General features: G+C 65.9%; 12 protein-coding genes. 6 read left to right on the top strand and 6 right to left on the bottom strand.

Features of this window, described 5'->3' with window-relative positions; all coding sequences use genetic code 11:
• The first annotated feature begins 1 nt into the window (after position 1).
• Positions 2–1,102 (top strand): alcohol dehydrogenase catalytic domain-containing protein, encoded by a 1,101-nt coding sequence (locus M9921_08660; protein ID MCO5296915.1) that lies wholly within the window; start codon positions 2–4, stop codon positions 1,100–1,102.
• On the opposite strand, the gene M9921_08655 is transcribed toward M9921_08660, so the two are convergent.
• Positions 1,099–3,306: a redoxin domain-containing protein gene (locus M9921_08655; GenBank protein MCO5296914.1), complete on the bottom strand. Its 2,208-nt coding sequence runs from the start codon at positions 3,304–3,306 to the stop codon at positions 1,099–1,101. The genes M9921_08660 and M9921_08655 overlap by 4 nt on opposite strands.
• A 79-nt stretch (positions 3,307–3,385) precedes the next feature.
• Here M9921_08655 and M9921_08650 point away from each other — a divergent pair, with 79 nt between their 5' ends.
• From M9921_08650 to M9921_08640, 3 genes are all read left to right on the top strand, one after another.
• A complete protein-coding gene (locus tag M9921_08650; protein ID MCO5296913.1) occupies positions 3,386–4,768 on the top strand; it encodes a diguanylate cyclase in 1,383 nt (460 codons plus the stop codon).
• On the top strand, positions 4,726–5,331 hold the full coding sequence (locus M9921_08645) for a GNAT family N-acetyltransferase (protein ID MCO5296912.1): 606 nt from the start codon (positions 4,726–4,728) through the stop codon (positions 5,329–5,331). Before M9921_08650 ends, M9921_08645 begins: the two co-directional genes overlap by 43 nt.
• A 225-nt stretch (positions 5,332–5,556) precedes the next feature.
• Positions 5,557–6,069, top strand: a complete 513-nt coding sequence (locus M9921_08640; GenBank protein ID MCO5296911.1) for a hypothetical protein — start codon at positions 5,557–5,559, stop codon at positions 6,067–6,069.
• Between the two features lie 1,098 nt (positions 6,070–7,167).
• Here the strand turns inward: M9921_08640 and M9921_08635 are convergent.
• The 5 genes from M9921_08635 to M9921_08615 form a co-directional block, all read right to left on the bottom strand.
• Positions 7,168–8,799, bottom strand: coding sequence for an RHS repeat-associated core domain-containing protein (locus M9921_08635; protein MCO5296910.1), 1,632 nt, complete (start codon positions 8,797–8,799; stop codon positions 7,168–7,170).
• 154 nt (positions 8,800–8,953) lie between these two features.
• On the bottom strand, positions 8,954–9,607 hold the full coding sequence (cmk, locus tag M9921_08630; GenBank protein ID MCO5296909.1) for a (d)CMP kinase: 654 nt from the start codon (positions 9,605–9,607) through the stop codon (positions 8,954–8,956).
• Positions 9,600–10,886 (bottom strand): 3-phosphoshikimate 1-carboxyvinyltransferase, encoded by a 1,287-nt coding sequence (gene aroA / locus M9921_08625; protein ID MCO5296908.1) that lies wholly within the window; start codon positions 10,884–10,886, stop codon positions 9,600–9,602. The genes cmk and aroA overlap by 8 nt, the downstream gene beginning before the upstream one ends.
• Positions 10,883–13,717: a UPF0182 family protein gene (locus M9921_08620; protein ID MCO5296907.1), complete on the bottom strand. Its 2,835-nt coding sequence runs from the start codon at positions 13,715–13,717 to the stop codon at positions 10,883–10,885. The genes aroA and M9921_08620 overlap by 4 nt, the downstream gene beginning before the upstream one ends.
• A 75-nt stretch (positions 13,718–13,792) precedes the next feature.
• On the bottom strand, positions 13,793–14,926 hold the full coding sequence (locus M9921_08615; protein ID MCO5296906.1) for a hypothetical protein: 1,134 nt from the start codon (positions 14,924–14,926) through the stop codon (positions 13,793–13,795).
• Between M9921_08615 and aroC the strand changes: the two genes are divergently transcribed.
• Positions 14,925–16,043 carry a chorismate synthase gene (gene aroC, locus M9921_08610; protein ID MCO5296905.1) on the top strand — a complete coding sequence of 373 codons (1,119 nt, stop codon included), beginning with the start codon at positions 14,925–14,927 and terminating at the stop codon, positions 16,041–16,043. The two genes, M9921_08615 and aroC, sit on opposite strands and share 2 nt — an antisense overlap.
• Positions 16,040–16,840 carry a phosphate ABC transporter ATP-binding protein PstB gene (gene pstB / locus M9921_08605; protein ID MCO5296904.1) on the top strand — a complete coding sequence of 267 codons (801 nt, stop codon included), beginning with the start codon at positions 16,040–16,042 and terminating at the stop codon, positions 16,838–16,840. Before aroC ends, pstB begins: the two co-directional genes overlap by 4 nt.
• The last annotated feature ends 1 nt before the right edge of the window (position 16,841 follow it).

Genomic DNA, 16,841 nt, shown 5'->3' with positions numbered 1-16,841 from the left:
GATGAAGATCCGCGCCGCCCTTCTGGAAGCCCCTGGGGAGCCTTTCCGCATCGAACATCTCGATCTCGCGGAACCCGGCAACGACGAGGTCCGGGTTCGGGTCCGGGCCGCCGGGATTTGCCACAGCGACTGGCACCTGGTGACCGGCGACACGCGCCACCCGTTTCCGCTGGTCGCGGGTCACGAGGGGTGCGGGGTGGTCGATGCCGTCGGCCCCGGAGTGCAAGCCGTGCGGCCAGGCGATTTCGTGGCCTTGAATTGGGCGCCGAGCTGCGGCCGTTGCTTCCACTGCGGAGCAGGCCGCCCCGCCTTGTGCAGCACGTACGTCGAACCGATCTGGGCGGGAACGATGCTGGACGGGACGACCCGCCTGACGCGAAACGGCGCCCCGGTCTACCACTACAGCGCCCTCGCGTGTTTCGCCGAAGCCTGTGTCGTTCCGGAGGGCTGCTGCGTCGTCTTGCCCCCCGATACTCCTGCCGAAACCGCCGCGCTGATCGGGTGCGCCGTGACCACCGGCGTCGGTTCCGTGATGAACACCGCGAAGGTGCCTCGGGGAGCGAGCGTGGTCGTCCTGGGAGCGGGCGGCGTCGGCCTCAGCACGGTGATGGGCGCCAACTTGGCCGGCGCCTCCCCCGTGATCGCCGTCGACGTGCACCCCGGCAAAGAGTCCGCCGCGCGAAACTGCGGCGCAACCGAGTTCTTTCTCAACGACGAGCATTTGGTCAAGCGCGTGATCGAGGCCACCGATGGGCTCGGCGCAGACTTCGTGTTCGAAGCCGTCGGACTTCCCTCTCTGCAGGAGCAAACACTCGACCTGGTCCGCGCGGGCGGGACGGTGGTGCTGTCCGGCCTCAGCCCCATGGGCTCGGCCACCAACCTGCCCGGCGCGCGGCTGGTACGCCGCGAGATCGCGGTCCTGGGTTCCTACTACGGCACGTGCGTCGCGGCCCGCGATTTCCCGCTCTACGCTTCCATGAGCCGAGACGGCCGTCTACCGCTCGAGCGGCTGGTGTCCCGGACGGTCGCACTCGACCAGATCAACGAGGCCTACGCGGAGATGCTCGCGGGCGAAGGGGCGCGAAGGGTCATCGTCTTCTAAGCGCCGCTCCGGGCTTTGAGCCGCTCGATCTCGCCGATGAGGAACTTCACGTCCGTGAACGGCTCGCTCCCCACATTGCGCCAGCGGATCCGGCCCGCCGGATCGACGAGCACGGTCGCGTGCAGCGGGAGATCCTCGAACTCGTCCCGTGCGCCGTACAGTGCGGCAATCTTGCCGCCCGGATCGCTGAGGATCGCCGGATAGGCGGGATCGTCCTTCCACATCTGCGGAGCGCCGTCCCACGCCTCGGGAGTGACCGCCCAAAGCACCGCACCGGCGGCCTCGAGCTTCTCGTGCTCGGCTTGGAAGGTCCGAAGCTGCTCCACGCAATGCTCGCACTCGCCACCGAGATAGAACACGAGCACGAGATAACGGCCGCTGGCGTTGGGCAGCCCCGGTTGGCCGTGGAGCACGACCCCTCCACCGGGGCTCTGCTCCAAACCACACTCGACGCCCGAGGTGTGCTTCAGTTCGAAGGCCGGCGCCAGGGGAGGCTCCCACGCGTTCGGCCCGTAGGACTCGCGCTCCGCGTCTGCGACGTAGGGCACGGGCGTCGGCATCGACAGCCCCGAGCCGTCGCAAGCCGCGAGCAGCCGCCGCAACGCGGGCAAATCGGCGTCGGCGTACCGCCACACTCCCGCCAACTTGTCCAGGACACGCTGGGACGCCTCCTTTCGATCCAGCCGCAACAACACCTCGGCCCGTTGGGCGAGCGCAAACCCGTTCTCGGGTTCCTCTTCGAGCACTTTGGCGAGGACGCTTTCCGCCTCGTCCCACCTCCCGGCCTGCATCAACGCCCATGCAAGCGATTCGTAGAGGGGCCTTGGATAGGCCGGCGGGTCGTTGGCGACGAGCTTCTCGTCCTCGATCTTGGCGGCCTCGCGCAGGTCGGCCAATCCCTCCTCTGTGCGCCCCCGCATCACGGCGAGACGCCCACGAACCTCGAGCAGAGCGCACTTGTTCACGTTCCCCGAAGGCTTGCTCTCCTCCAGAGCCTTCACCAGCACTTCGGCGGCGTCCAGTCGACCCTTCCCCATCTCGGCGAGAGCTTGGGCGTACTGGCGCCACGACTTCTGCCGCGGTAGCTCTTCGGAATCCTCTTGGGAGGCGGCGGCCAGGATCGAATCCCAGCGCTCCCCGCGCACATTCATCCGCATCGTGTCGAAGCGGCCGTTGCCCGCAGGACCGTACCCCGTCGCGGTGTTCCCCTTCGGATCGCGGGGAACGTCGAGCAGTTCTCGCGCAAGCCGCAGCCCTTCGCTGATCCGGCCCACGTAGCCCAGGTTGGAAATCAGATAGTCCTGGTTGTGGGCGTAATTCCACGATTCGTGGGGGAGGAAGCCGTACTGCGCCATGAACTTCTTCTCGACCCGCGTGGCTCGGTCCATGGAGTCGACCGCTTGCGTCCAAAGGCCGGACGAGGCGTAGATGTGCCCCGGCATGTGCTGGGCGTGGCCGACGTTGGGAGCGGCGATCGTGTAGTTCGCCGCGCTGTCGAGGGCCCGCCTCGGGTCGGGCACGCCGTCCCACAGGTGGATCCGGTAATGGTTGGCTCCCGGGTGGAGCGGGTTGACCGCCAAGACCTCCCGCAGCAACCCGTCCATCGTCTCCGGGTTCTTCTTGGGCAGGGTCCAGGCGTACATGGCCTTCGCATCGAGATCGTCCGGATACGCCTCCATCAGGGCCTTGAGTGCGGCCCGGTTCTCATCGGCCCCCTCGTTCCGGCTCTTGCCCTTGAACAGCAGCCCGAGGGCGTCGATGTAGCGCCGCTCGCGGTCCGTGATCGCGCCCGCCTTTTCCCGGGCCATTTCCACGAACTCCTTGCCCCTTCCCGAGTCGGTCATCGCCAAGCCCCAGTACAGCATCGCGCACTCCGGATCGTGCTGCAGCCCCTCTCGGAACGCGCGCTCGGCCTCCAGCCACTGGAAGGAGTAGACGAGGTTCAGCCCTTGATCGAAAAACGCCTGGGCGTCCGGCGAGGCCGTGGTGATGGGAAAGTGGACGCCTCCCGCCCCGGGATTGGGCAGCGCGTGGCGACGGGGTCCCGTGTTGAACGCCGATCCAAAGTGCGAATGGCTGTTGTCCTCGGGCAGGTCCTTGGCCGTCGAGCGCCAGTTGCCCGGATTGGAAAGGTTCTGGGCCGAGGCCACTCCAACTGCAACGAGCAGGGCGACGCCGGCAGCGGATACCTTCGCGAAACTCATGACCCTCTCTACGAGCCCTGGGCCCCAATTCCTTCCCAACCTGCACTTTGCACCCGATTCGACCGAAAATCAGACTGGTATGAAGATTGGGCGCCGACGCACCGACAATAGGCCGCTCCGGACACGCACCGCATTGCGGTACGCGTTCGTCGGCTTTGCGGTGGGCTGCTGCTTCCCGCTCGCCGCGAACGTGCTCGACGCGTCCCTTTCCCACACCGCTCTCGACTTCGATGGCCTCGCCGCCGCCCACGCAAGGAGGCCCCTTCTCTGGATCGTGGATTGCGTCCCCCTCGTGCTGGCTCTGATCGCCGGACTCCTGGGGAGGGTCCACTGGCGCCACCTGCTGGTTCGATCGGAACTCGAATCCAACGTGAGGCATCAAACCACGGCGTTGATCTCCTTCGCCGGCGATCTCAAGCGCAAGAATGCCGAGTTGCGATTGGCGAGCCATATCGCCCAAGCGTCCCGCCAGCAGTACGAGCAGATGTTCCAGGGCCTGCCCATTGCGGGCTTCACCCTGGACTCGGAGGGCCGCATCGAGTTCTGGAACCGCCAGGCCGAACGGCTCTTCGGGCTCACCGCGCAAGAAGCGAGCGGGCGCCGACCGTGGGACGTGCTTCCCTTCGAAGCGGCCCCGGAGGAGGTCCGCGAGACCGTCTCCGCGGTTCTGGCCGGCGCGGCGATCCAGAATCGCGAACGGACGGTCCGGTACTCCGATGGAACGACGCTCAGCGTTTTGACCAACACCTTTCCCCTCGTCGACTCCAAGGGGGCCGTCTTCGGGGCTGTGACGACGGCCACGGACGTCACCCAGATCAGGGAGATGCGCGACCAGATCGCCCAACAGCTCGAGCGGATCCGGTCGTACGCGACCAAGCTCGAAAGGAGCCAGATCGAACTGGTGGAAGCCAATCGCACACTCTCCGAGCTGGCGACGCGCGACGGCCTCACTGGTCTCAAGAACCACCGGGCGTTCCGCGAACGGTTGGAGGCCGAGCTTGCCCACGCGATCACCCGCCACGAGCCGATGACCGTGTTGATGCTCGACGTCGATCATTTCAAGCAGTACAACGACACCTTCGGCCATCCCGCGGGAGACGAGCTGCTTCGGCAGCTCGCCCACCTGCTGGTCGAGCACTGCCGGCCGCGCGACATGGTCGCCCGTTACGGAGGCGAGGAGTTCGCATTCCTCCTTCCGGCCACCACGCAGGAGGAGGGTCGCGCCATCGCAGAACGGCTTCGTTCCACGGTCGAGCGTTCGACGTGGCCGAACCGGTCCGTCACCGTTTCGATCGGCGTCGCGGTCTCGAGCGCTGTTCCCGCTTCGGGAGACGCGCTGGTGCAACGGGCCGATCGAGCGCTCTACTGCGCCAAACAGCAAGGTCGAAACCGCGTGTGCGGACTTGAGTGGGAGAGCGTGTGCGTAGCGATGGACGAGGCTCCCTTTACGGCTCGGACCTGACCGCAGACCCCGCTCCGAGCTGCGTGTATGCTCTCGGAGTGGCGATCTTCCAAACAGCCCGCCTGCTCGCCCGCCCGTGGACCCTCGACGACGTGAACGCCGCCTTCGAGATCTACGGCGACCCGCGCGTGATGAAGACGCTGGGAACGGGTCCCGCTCCCGATATCGGGGCCATGCGCGAGCGATTGTCCGCGGTGTTGGAAAGGAACGCCCCGTTCGCGGGCCGCATGGGGTTTTGGGCGCTCGAGGCGTCGGACTCGGGCACGATTGTGGGCTCCGTGATTTTGAAACCGCTTCCCGAGTCCGAGCGAGTGGAGGTCGGCTGGCATCTGGGGCACGCCCATTGGGGCCAAGGGTACGCCACCGAGGCGGGACGCGGCGCCGTGGCCTACGGGTTCGAAAGCCTCGGGCTGGACACGATCTGGGCGATCGTGCTGCCGACCAACGAACGGTCGCTCGCCGTCGCAAGGCGGCTCGGCATGCGCTCCGAGGGTCTGACCGACGCCTACCACAACCTCACGCTGGAGTTGTTCTCGATCCGCCCGGGGGAACTTCGACCGTAGGGGGTGCGCGGGAGGCTCCCCAGTGCTGCAAGCCCGTCCAGCGGGCGTGGCACCCATGAGGCCCAAGCCGGAGGATCGGTCCTTGGCTGTCAGACATTTGCGTCCTTTGCGCTCGTTGCGTGAAGCCCTCCCCGCCCCCGCCGTCCGCACAAAGAGCCTCCGCGCCTTTGCGCCTCTGCGTGAAACCCTCCCCTCCTCCGCGCCTCTCAGCGCCCATACTGCGGCATGAAAGCGTTCGCTCTGCCTCTGCTCGTCCTGGCCTCGTCGTTCGGATGGGCCCAAACGCCCCCTTCGCCCGACGGGAAGTCTCCCGAGACGCTCGTTTCCGCGCTCTACGACGTCATCAGCGGCCCCGGCGGCCAAGCCCGCGATTGGGACCGCATGCGGTCGCTCTTCGCCCCCGGCGCCAGGCTCACGCCCGTGGTGCGCCGCCCCGACGGCACGGGCGCCTTTCGCCCGATGACCGTCGACGAGTACATCGAGCAAAACCGCAAGTTCCTCGAAACGCAGGGCTTCTTCGAATCCGAGGTCGCCAAGACGACCGAGTCCTTCGGCGGCATCTCCCACGTCTTCAGCACGTACGAGTCCCGCCTCAAAAAGGGCGACAAGCCGATCGCGCGCGGCATCAACAGCATCCAGCTCGTCCACGACGGCACGCGCTGGTGGATCGCCAACCTCACCTGGCAAGCCGAAGGCCCCAACCTGCCACTGCCGAAGAAGTATGGCGGAGCGAGTTAGGCCTTGGGCCTTGGGCCTTGGGCCTTGGGCCTTGGGCCTTGGGCCTTCGTCCTTGGTCTTGGGCCTTGGGCCTTAGGCCTTGGGCCTTGGGCCTTGGGCCTTGGGCCTTGGGCCTTGGGCCTTGGGCCTTGGGCCTTGGGCCTTGGGCCTTGGGCCTTGGGCCTTGGGCCTTGGGCCTTGGGCCTTGGGCCTTGGGCCTTGGGCCTTGGGCCTTGGGCCTTGGGGAAACCCCTTTGCGCCCATTGCGTTCTTTGCGTGAAAAGTCCCCCCGCGCCTCTGCGCCTCTGCGTGAGCCCTCCCCACCCCTTTGCGCCCATTGCGTTCCTTGCGTGAAAACTCCCCCCGCGCCCGGTCCTCGGTCACGAACCGCGCGGTCCCCGGGTCGTAGTAGCGCGCCCGCATGTAGATGAGATTGGACTCCACATCCGTCTGGTGCCCGAGGTTCGCCACGTACTGGCCGCGGGGGTTCACCGCGTCCACGTCCTGCTCGGCGCGCACCGCGCCCCAGACGCCTGCCCCGAGCGAGCGTAGCGAGTCGAACGGGTCGTAGTGGCGCCGGTCAGGAGCGAGGTGGCGTCGTTTCCCTTATCGACCAAGACATTCACTGAGTAAAGTGACATCGGACTCCGTTAGGATCTCTATTGGCGCACCTAATCCGCGATGCAATGACTCTAGGCGCTCGGCAATCGAGTTCCCATGAGGTTCGGAGCCGACAAGATTCGGATAGACCCAAATGCCATTAAGGACTACAACGGTATTCTCCAGTCTCCCAAGCACATCTTTTTCACAATGGGAATGTACGGGGGGCAATACCCAGAGTCGATCAGCAGCCACCTTTGCGCGGTGCAAGTCACCCTTGAGATCTTCCAAGTTCCGCCACCTGTAGTTTTCATGCAACAACATTAGCGACGCAAGGACTTCCTTGGACTCGATATCTCGCAAGTGCACAGCGCCGTCGAGACTAGCAGAATACCGAATCAGTTTCCCGCCAGCACCCACCATCCGCCGCGCGGTTCTAATCAATGCTGAGAACATGAGCTTAATCCTGAAACCTCGGAGGTTGGCATCTTGGATCCGACTATCTGCACTCCTCCAGATTCAGTTTGGGAAGATCCAATCATCAAAGTCTATTTCTCTCCAGCCCTTGGTGGGTCCAAACGGTACATCGCTTCCAAAAGCCTCCATGAAGTAGCCAACCGAACGTATGGAGAGGCTCGCCGCAACGGCCTTCGCTCGGAGCCTGCCCAAAACAGCTCCGCCAATTCGGGCAAAGAAGTTCTCGCTTTGCGCAAGAATTCGGGCATAGGATGCCATCCCATATCCAACCCTCGCAAGTACGAAGCCAACCGCAACAAGAGCTTTGCCGAGCATTCGCGCGCCGAATTTCGTGCCTATTCCTAACATCCCGCGCAATCCGAAGGAAGATAACAGGGGAGCTATTGACCTCCACAGGGCCTCAAATGTGTCCCATGCCCTCCCATCGGCATCCACCGTGTTCACCGGATCGTTGTTGCAGTAAACGAACCAGTTGACCCCGTCCCTGGCCGGGTCCTCGGTCACGAACCGCGCGGTCCCCGGGTCGTAGTAGCGCGCCCGCATGTAGATGAGATTGGACTCCACATCCGTCTGGTGCCCGAGGTTCGCCACGTACTGGCCGCGGGGGTTCACCGCGTCCACGTCCTGCTCGGCGCGCACCGCGCCCCAGACGTCGTAGTGGCGCTGGTTGGCGAGCGCTCCCGAGAGCGAGATCGTGGCGAGCATGTTTCCATGTCCATCGTACAACGGATACGCCCGCGTGGCGCCTTGCGCCGTGGTCCTTTCGATCATGTCGATGCCGCGCGCGCCCAGGCCGTAACGCGTCACGGATGGCTCGCCGTTGCCGCCGGCCTCGGGCATGAAGTCCTCCTCCATGCACATCTGGCCGTCGTAGAAGTAGCGCGTCGTCGCCTTGTTGACCGACCAGTTCTGGTCGTACCAGCCCGAGCGGTGCGTCTTGTCGGCGGGGTTCCACGTGATCGTCAGACCCGAGACTTTCTCCACGCGCATCCCGTCCGCCCGGTACTCGTACGCCGCGCCGTCCGTCTCGCCGCAGATGCTCGTCGCGCGGCTCAGCTCGTCGTAGACGTAGCGCTTTCCGCCCGGCAGGCCGTAGTTCTCCCACGTCCGGTTGCCGAGCAGATCGTTCGTGTACGTCGTGTTCGGGTGGTAGGTGAAGCGGTTGAGATTGTCGTACAGGTACGGCCCGACGGAGAGATTCCACGAGGCGCGGTTCCCGGCAAGGTCGTACGTCCACGTGCTCACGGGCGAGCCGTCTCCGTAGTTCACGCTGGTCAGGTACCCGCGCTGAGGCTCGTAGGTGTACGTCTCCGTGCGCAGCGTGGACCACTCCGGCCCGCCCGGGACGCCGCTGAGGAACTGTTGCGACGAACGCAGACCGCGCTCGTCGTAGAGGTACCCCTGGGCGATCTTGCTCTGCCCTTCGTAATCCGCGAGGGTCGGGTTCCACGTCTGGAAGTACGTCTCCACCCCGGTGGACCGGCCGGCGCCGTCGTACGAGTAGAGCGTGTGCGCCCGGGTCTGCGCGGGATCCTGCCCCGTGTAGTAGGGCCAGCCCGTCATGTGGGACTGCGGAGTCTGCGCGAACGCCGCGTGGCGAAGACGCCCCGCCTGGTCGTAGGCGTAGTGGAACTCGTTGGAAGTTTCTCCTAGCGAGCCGTCGAGCTGGGTCATCGTCTGGAACGCGCGCGCCCCGCGCTCGGGCGAGCCGACCTCGATGCTTCGTACACCACGTCTTGAGACACGCCCCCCCCTTTGCGCCCATTGCGTTCCTTGCGTGAAACGTCCCCCCGCGCCTCTGCGCCTCTGCGTGAAACCCTCTGCGCCCTCACAGGTAGCTGAGCACGAGGCGGACGACCTCTTCCACCGTGAGGTGGTCGGTCTCGATCACCACCGCATCGTCCGCGATCTTCAGGGGACTGTCGGCGCGCGTGGAGTCGCGGTGGTCGCGCTCCTCGATCGCCGCCCGAATCGCGTCCAAGTCGGCAGGGAGGCCCTTTTGGAGCAGTTCGTCGGTGCGGCGTCGCGCCCGAACGTCCACCGAGGCGGTCATGAACACCTTCAGGTCCGCGTTCGGGGCGACCACGGTCGTCGTATCGCGCCCCTCCAACGTCACGCCTCCCTGCGCGATCAGCTCGCGCTGGCGCGCGACGAGGGCGCGCCGCACGGGCGTGTGGGCGCTGAGCGCGCTCGCCAACTCGCCGATCTCCGACGTGCGGATCAGGCTCGTGACCTCCTCCCCGTCGAGGAACACCTTCTGCGGATCGCCGGGCCCGAACCCGATGTGGGTGCGCTCCGCGAGCGCGCCGACCGCGTCGCCGTCGTTGGGACCGAATCCCGCGCGGAACGCCTTCAGCGCCACCGCGCGGTACATGGCGCCCGTGTCGAGGTAGCTCAACCCCAGTTCGCGAGCCACGCGCTTGGCCACCGTGCTCTTCCCCGAACCCGCCGGTCCGTCGATCGCGATCACGAGCTTAGACAACGCACAGACTCCACAAATCGTCTTTGAACCCCGGATAGGACGTGGCGATGGCGTCGGCACCCACCACCGTGGTCTGCCCCTCCGCAAACAAGCCGGCGACGGCGAACGCCATGCCCAGCCGATGGTCGCCCTGCGCGTCGACCGTCGCTCCCTGGAGCCGCGCAGGCCCCCAGATCATCATGCCGTCGCGCTCGACCTCGACGCGCACCCCCATCGCCCGCAACCCGGCGGCGACGGATTCGATGCGGTCGCTCTCCTTCTTGCGCAGCTCCTCGGCGTCTCGAATGATGCTGATGCCGTCGCACTGGCTCGCGAGCACGGCCAGCACCGGAATCTCGTCGATCAACCGCGGCACCAGCGCGCCCGTGATCTCGAACGCCATCGGAATCGGTTCCGGGTGGATCTCGAGCGACGCCACCGGTTCGCCCCCCCGATCGTGGCGGTCCAGCTCGATCACTCGGATCCCCGCCGCCATGAACACGTCGAGAATCCCCGTCCGCGTCGGATTGACGTTCACGTCCCTCAGCGTCACCCGCGACTCGGGGGCGAGGGCCGCGGCCACCATGAAGAACGCCGCGCTGGAGACGTCGCCCGGAACGTCGAACTCGAGCGGGCGCAGCGAGGCGCCGCCGTCGACCTCCACGCGATGCCCGGTCCCGCTCGTCGACTCGCGCACCTCCACTCCCATCGCGCGCAACATCCGCTCCGTGTGGTCGCGGCTCGGATCGGGTTCCAGCACGCGGGTCGTTCCCTTGGCCCGCAGCCCCGCCAAGAGAATGCAGCTCTTCACCTGGGCGCTCGCGACCAGCGACACGTGGTCGATCCCCTGCAGCGAGGCGCCCTGGATGCGTAGCGGCGCCGTGTCGCCCTCGACCGTTGCGCCCATGCGGCGCAGAGGCTCGGCGATGCGCCCCATCGGGCGCCGCGAAAGGGACGCGTCGCCCACCAGCTCGGCTTCGATGGGCCGCGAAGCGACCAGGCCGCTGAGCAGACGCATCGTCGTGCCGCTGTTGCCGCAGTCCAGCGGTTCGGCGGGAGAGTGCCATCTGGCCGCGGGATCGAGCCGCACCTCGTCCCGTCCGGTCCAAGTCGCCCGCAATCCCATCGCCTCCAAGCAGCGAAGCGTGGCCTCGCAATCCTCGCCGCGAAGCGGGTTTCTCACAACCGACGGCCCCGCGGCCGCCGCCCCGAGCATGTAGGCGCGGTGGGTCAGGGACTTGTCCGAGGGGGGACGCAGCTCCCCTGCCATCGTCGCGATCCGCCCGGTGGTCAGGGTCATCGAGGACCTTCCAAAGCCTCGATCCTCTTGCGGAGCTCCTCGCGCAGGGCGCCGAAGCGCGCGAAATCACCCTTCCGAAGGGCCTCGTCCTGCGCCTCCAACAACCGCTTCAGCTCCTGCACCTGGGCCGCGTCGAGCACCGTGGAGGGAGGATTCTCGGGTTTCGGCGGCGTCTGGTCCGGCGGCACTTCCACCCTCTCGGGAGCCGCGCTGCCATCGCCGAACAACTTCTCCAGCGCCTGCCGATACGTGTCGGCGACCACAACTTTGTTGTTGAGGCCGAGGATCACCTTCTTCAACTCCGGAATCGGCTGGATTCCGGACGTGCGGCTTTGCAAGAACATCGGCTCGACGTACATCACGCTGCGCCCGATCGGCACGACGAGCAGGTTGCCCACGAGAATCTGGCTTTGGTCGTTGTTGAACTGCCGGTTGAGGTCCGCGATCACGGGATCTTGGTTGAACCGCGCCTCCATCTGCGTCGGACCGGCGATGTTCGCTCCCTTCGGGTACTTGTAGAGCACCAGCTTGCCGTACTCATCGGGGTCGCACTGGGCCGCCAACCAGCCGCTCAGGTTGCCCTTCTGGCGCGGCGTGAAGGGCAGGATCAGCATGAACCCGTCCTTCGCTTCGCCCGGAAGCTGAAGCTGCACGTAGTACGGCCGCATCTGGGCCGTGTCGCCGCTGATGTTGCGCTCAAACGCCAAATCCCACGCGTCCTCGTTGTTCAGGAAGACGGTCGTGTCGTTCACGTGGTACTGCGCGAGCTGCATCGATTGGAGCGAAAAGAGGTCCTCCGGGTACCGGAAATGGGACCGCAACCCTTCGGGGATCGCTGAGGGGTCCTTCACGAGCCCGGGATAGATCTTCCGGTAGGCCTTCAGGATCGGCTCGTCGGGCTCGACCGCGTAACCGGTCGTCTCGCCCGTGTACGCATCGATGACCACCTTCACCGAGTTGCGGATGTAGTTGAGCGGCTCGGGCCCACCCACCCTCGCGCTGTACGGAACCTGGCCGGTGGTGGTGTACGCGTCGAGGATCCAAAGCAGCCGCCCCCCAAAGACCACGATGTAGGGGTCGTTGTCGAAGTGCAGGAACGGGAAGATCAGGGACGCGCGCTCCACGACGCCGCGCCGATACAAGAGGCGAGTGGTCGACGTGATGTTTCCAGACACCAGCAGATTGCCGTCGCCCAGCGCCAGGGAGTAGACCGCCTTGGTCAAGGGCGAACCGATGGGCACGCCCCCCGTTCCCTTCCACCGCGTCTTCTGCTCGGAGTCCTGGCCGGGATAGTCGAACTCGTCGATCTTCGTGTCGACGATCGCGTAGGACTCGCCCGAGCGCCCAATCCCGTCGCGAAAGTCGCTGTAGTAGATTCTGGGCTCGTCCACCGGGAGACTCGCGGGCGCCTTCGGCGGCATGTCGTTGATCACGAACGTCGGCTGGCCGATCGTGGTGGCCGTGTTCACGGGCGACATGGTCAGTCCGTAACCGTGCGTGTACTGGAGCCGCTCGTTGACCCACGTGCGCGCGCTGGCGCTGAGCCCATCGACGCGAATATCTCGGGGCGAGAGCATCACAAGGGTCTGTTTCCCGTCCAGCAGGTACCGGTCGATGTCCACGTCCTGGAACGTGTAGTACGGCCTCAGTCCCTGGATGCCCTCGATCGAACGCCGCAGCACCTCGGGATCCCAGAGCCTCATGTTTTCGAGGGTCGGCTGCGCGGCGGCAACCTCTTGGGCGGTCGGTTCGTCTCGCACCTGGCTTTCGCGAACCTCCATCCCGTCGAGCCCGTAGGCGAAGCGGGTCATCGTGATCGCCTTGAGCGCGAAGGGCCCCTCGGCTTCGAACTTGTTCGGTTCGACTTCCAGCCTTTGGCTCAAGCCGGGAACCACGCCCAGCAGCAGCACATAGAGGACAAAGAGCGAGCCGCCGACCACAAGCACCGGCCGCACGCGCTGGATGCGCTTGGCGAACACCATCGAGACCAACCCCACCGCTGCCAAAACGATCGTGAAGGCCGTGAGTCCAGCAAGCCGCCGCATGCCTGCGAGGCCCGCACCCGTGAACTGGGCGCTGTCGATCAACCCAAACTCGTAGCGGTGGAGCCAAAGCTGGACGGCGTAGGCGATCGCGGTCAATCCGACCAGCACCCCGACGTGCACCCTCTCCGCAGGTCGACCCAAATCGATGCGGGCGAGCGAGGCCAGCGCCTTCAGCCCCAGGTAGATGCCGGTCGTGAGGAACGTGGTCACGAACAACAGCCCGAACGCATAGTTCGCCAGGACCTGCAGCCACGGCAGTTTGAACACGAAGAATCCGAGATCCATCCCGAAGGTCGGATCGTTCTTGCCGAACACTTGGGAGTTCGAGGCGAGCAGGGCGGCGTTCCAAGCCGACTGGAGGCTGAGCCCGAAGAGCAACGCAAGCCCCGTGGAGACGACCTTGGAGACCTTGCCGGTGTTGTTCTGGACGTAGGCCACCGCGTTCGAGAGGAACATCTCGGCGGGGGTCTGAGGCACCTTGTCGTACACGACCGAGATCGTCAACGCTTTGCCAAGATTGAGCAGCAAGACGCCGAGCGCGACCACAAATCCAACGACGAACAGTTTCCCGCGCATCGCGTACGCCGTAAGGTACACCTGCGGCTGGCGCGCATCGTGGACGTACCAGAGGTAGTCGGTGTAGGGCGCGATCGCGGCGAGCAGCAGAACGAGCAGCGCGACGAGTCCGAGAATCGAGCACCCGACCCGCAACTGCCCGCGCGTGGGCCCCTCGGTACCACGGCCCGAGCCCACACCCAAGCTGTCGAAGTCGAAATCTCTACGCATGCGTGAATGGGAGCGTACCTAGTGTCGTGGTCGCGAAAAGTCGCCTTCGGCGCGTCGGTCCCAACCTGTGGAGCATCACCAGGAAAGCGTCCGGCAGAGCACCTCCACCGCGGCCTCGGCCTCCTCTCTTCCGCGGTTCCGCGGCTCGGGAAGCTCCGTATCGAAGGTCCCCGCGATCCCCCAAGTTTCGGCCAGATCTTCGGGCAGCGTGTCGGGCACGACGCCTCCCGCCAGCGCTACGCATGCGGCCCCCCACATCCGGGGCACATTGTCCAGGTTGTAGCCCCCTCCCCCAAGGGCTGCGATCGGCAGTCCCAGCTCTCGAACAAGGACGACGGCGCGCAGCCACTCTTGCGCGGAAACCCTGAGATGGCCCAGAGGGTCGTCCACATGGGCGTCGGTCCCCATCTGGAGGACCACGGCCTCAGGCTCAAAGCGCGTGATCGGTTCGAGGATGCCGTGCTCAAAGGCCCAAAGCCAGACGTCGCCCGTGGTTCCCGCGGCGAGAGGCACGTTGACGGCCGTCCCGGCTGGCCCCACATCATCGGCCCTTCCAGTTCCGGGAAAGAGAGACGCCGGGGACTCGTGGATCGAACAGGTCAGCACTTGGGGGTCCTCCTCGAAGAGAAACTGGACCCCGTCGCCGTGGTGGACGTCGATGTCGATGTAGGCGACTCTTGAGAAGCGCTCGCGGAGCACGGACAGGGCGATCGCCGCGTCGTTGAACACGCAGAACCCGCTCGCACGGGAGCGGTGTGCGTGGTGAAGGCCTCCTGCGAGGCCGAATGCGAGCCGCGCTCCGTCGCGCACGGCCTCTGCCGCGCGCACGCTGCCCGCGACATAGGCGAGCGAAGCCTCGAACATCCCGGCAAACACGGGATTGTCGATCGTCCCAAAGCCGGTGAGCCGCCTCACCGACTCGTTCACAAAGGCGCCTCGCGAAAGGCCCTCCACCGTCTCGACGAAGAGGGGGTCGTGCACGCGCAGCACGTCTTCGAGCCGGCCTTCTCCGGGGTCGTTCGGCGCGATTCCCCACTGTCCGATCAACTCGACGGCGCGGCGGAGCCGCTCCGGCTTGAGAGGGTGTCTCGGGCCAAAGTCGTACGCCAGCATGCGCGGGTGATAGAAGAATGGCGACTCCACGCCCGAATCATGCGGCAGATCGCCCTCGCGATGCCAGTGTCTCCACGCGGGTACGATCCGGGCCATGTCGAGCAGCATGGGCACGCTGTTTCGGATCTCGACGTGGGGCGAGTCCCACGGGGGAGCGGTCGGCGTCGTCGTGGATGGGTGTCCACCCCGACTCTCGCTCGACGCCCGCGACATTCAGGTCGAACTCGACCGTCGCCGTCCGGGGCAAAGCCGTATCACCACGCAACGCAAGGAGTCGGACCGCGTGGAGATTCTCTCCGGCGTTCAGGACGGCCTGACCTTGGGCACCCCGATCCTGCTTCTCGTGCGCAACGAGGACGCCCGATCGCGGGACTACGAGGAGATGCGGACCAAATACCGGCCCTCCCACGCCGACTTCGCGTACGACGAGAAGTACGGCATTCGCGCATGGTCCGGGGGCGGCCGGGCGTCGGCCCGCGAGACGATCGGCCGGGTGGCCGCCGGCGCCGTGGCCCGCAAGGTCCTCGCCGAGCGATTCGGCGTCGAGATCGTCGCGTGGGTCGAGCAGGTCCAGCGCCTTCGCGCCGAGGTGGACGCCCAAACGGTGACTCGAGACCAGGTGGAGGCGAACATCGTTCGGTGCCCGGACCCCGCCACGGCTGAAGCCATGCTCGCTCTCATCGAAGCGGTGCGCAAGGAAGGAGACTCCGTGGGGGGCGTCGTCGGATGCGTGGCCCGCGGCGTGCCCGCGGGCTGGGGGGAGCCGGTCTTCGACAAGCTGGAGGCGGACTTGGCCAAAGCGATCGTGTCCCTGCCGGCTTGCAAGGGCTTCGAGAATGGAAGCGGCTTCGCGGGGATCGACCTCAAAGGGTCGGAACACAACGACGCGTTCCGCGCCGACGCGGCCAAGGTCGTGACCACGCCGACCAATCGCAGCGGCGGGATCCAAGGGGGCATCTCCAACGGCATGCCCATCACCCTGCGCGCGGCCTTCAAACCGACCGCCACGATCCTCAAGGAGCAGGACACGATCGACACGGATCGCGTGAACACCACGCTGGCCGGCCGCGGACGCCACGACCCCTGCGTGCTCCCCCGCGCGGTGCCGATGGTCGAGGCGATGGTCGCCCTCGTTCTCGTCGATCACGCCATGCGCCACGCCGCGCTCCATTCACAAAGCCTTAACACGGAGGCGGTACCATCGACGACATGATCCCCGCGTCCGCGCCCAAGGAAGTGGCTTCCCCCGACGCGACGAAGCCGAAGATCGTCGCGCGGGACGTTCACTTCCACTACGGGGCGTTTCACGCGCTCAAGGGGATCAACCTCGACGTCCCCTCCAATCGCGTGACCGCGCTCATCGGCCCCTCGGGGTGCGGCAAATCCACGTTCCTCCGCTGCATCAACCGGATGAACGACTTCATCGACGGAACCAAGCTGACCGGTTCGATCACCCTCGACGGCATGGACCTTTACGACAAGGACGTCGATCCGGTGGCCCTGCGCAAAGTGGTGGGGATGGTATTCCAGAAGCCCAACCCCTTTTCGAAATCGATCTACGAGAACATCGCCTTCGGACCCCGGCTGCACGGAGTGCGTCGGCGCGACGAACTCGATGAGATCGTCGAGCGCAGCCTGCGTAGCGCCGCCCTGTGGGAGGAGGTCAAGGACAAGCTGAACAACAGCGCGCTGGCGCTCTCCGGCGGCCAGCAGCAGCGCCTTTGCATCGCCCGCGCCATCGCGGTCGATCCGAGAATCATCCTCATGGACGAGCCCTGTTCCGCGCTCGATCCCATCGCCACCTCGCGCATCGAGGACCTGATCTTCGAACTCAAGAGCCGCTACACGATCCTGATCGTGACGCACAACATGCAGCAGGCCCAGCGCGCCAGCGACTTCACCGCGTTCTTCATGCTCGGCGAACTGGTCGAGACGAACACGACCCAAGACATCTTTCTCTTTCCCCAGAGAAAGGAGACCGAAGACTACATCTCGGGCCGGTTTGGATAGG

The organism is Fimbriimonadaceae bacterium (assembly GCA_023957775.1).
In the GTDB taxonomy this organism is placed as follows: Bacteria; Armatimonadota; Fimbriimonadia; order Fimbriimonadales; family Fimbriimonadaceae; genus JAMLGR01.
Note: the sequence above shows the minus strand (reverse complement) of the source record. Positions and strands in the feature narration are given on the sequence as shown.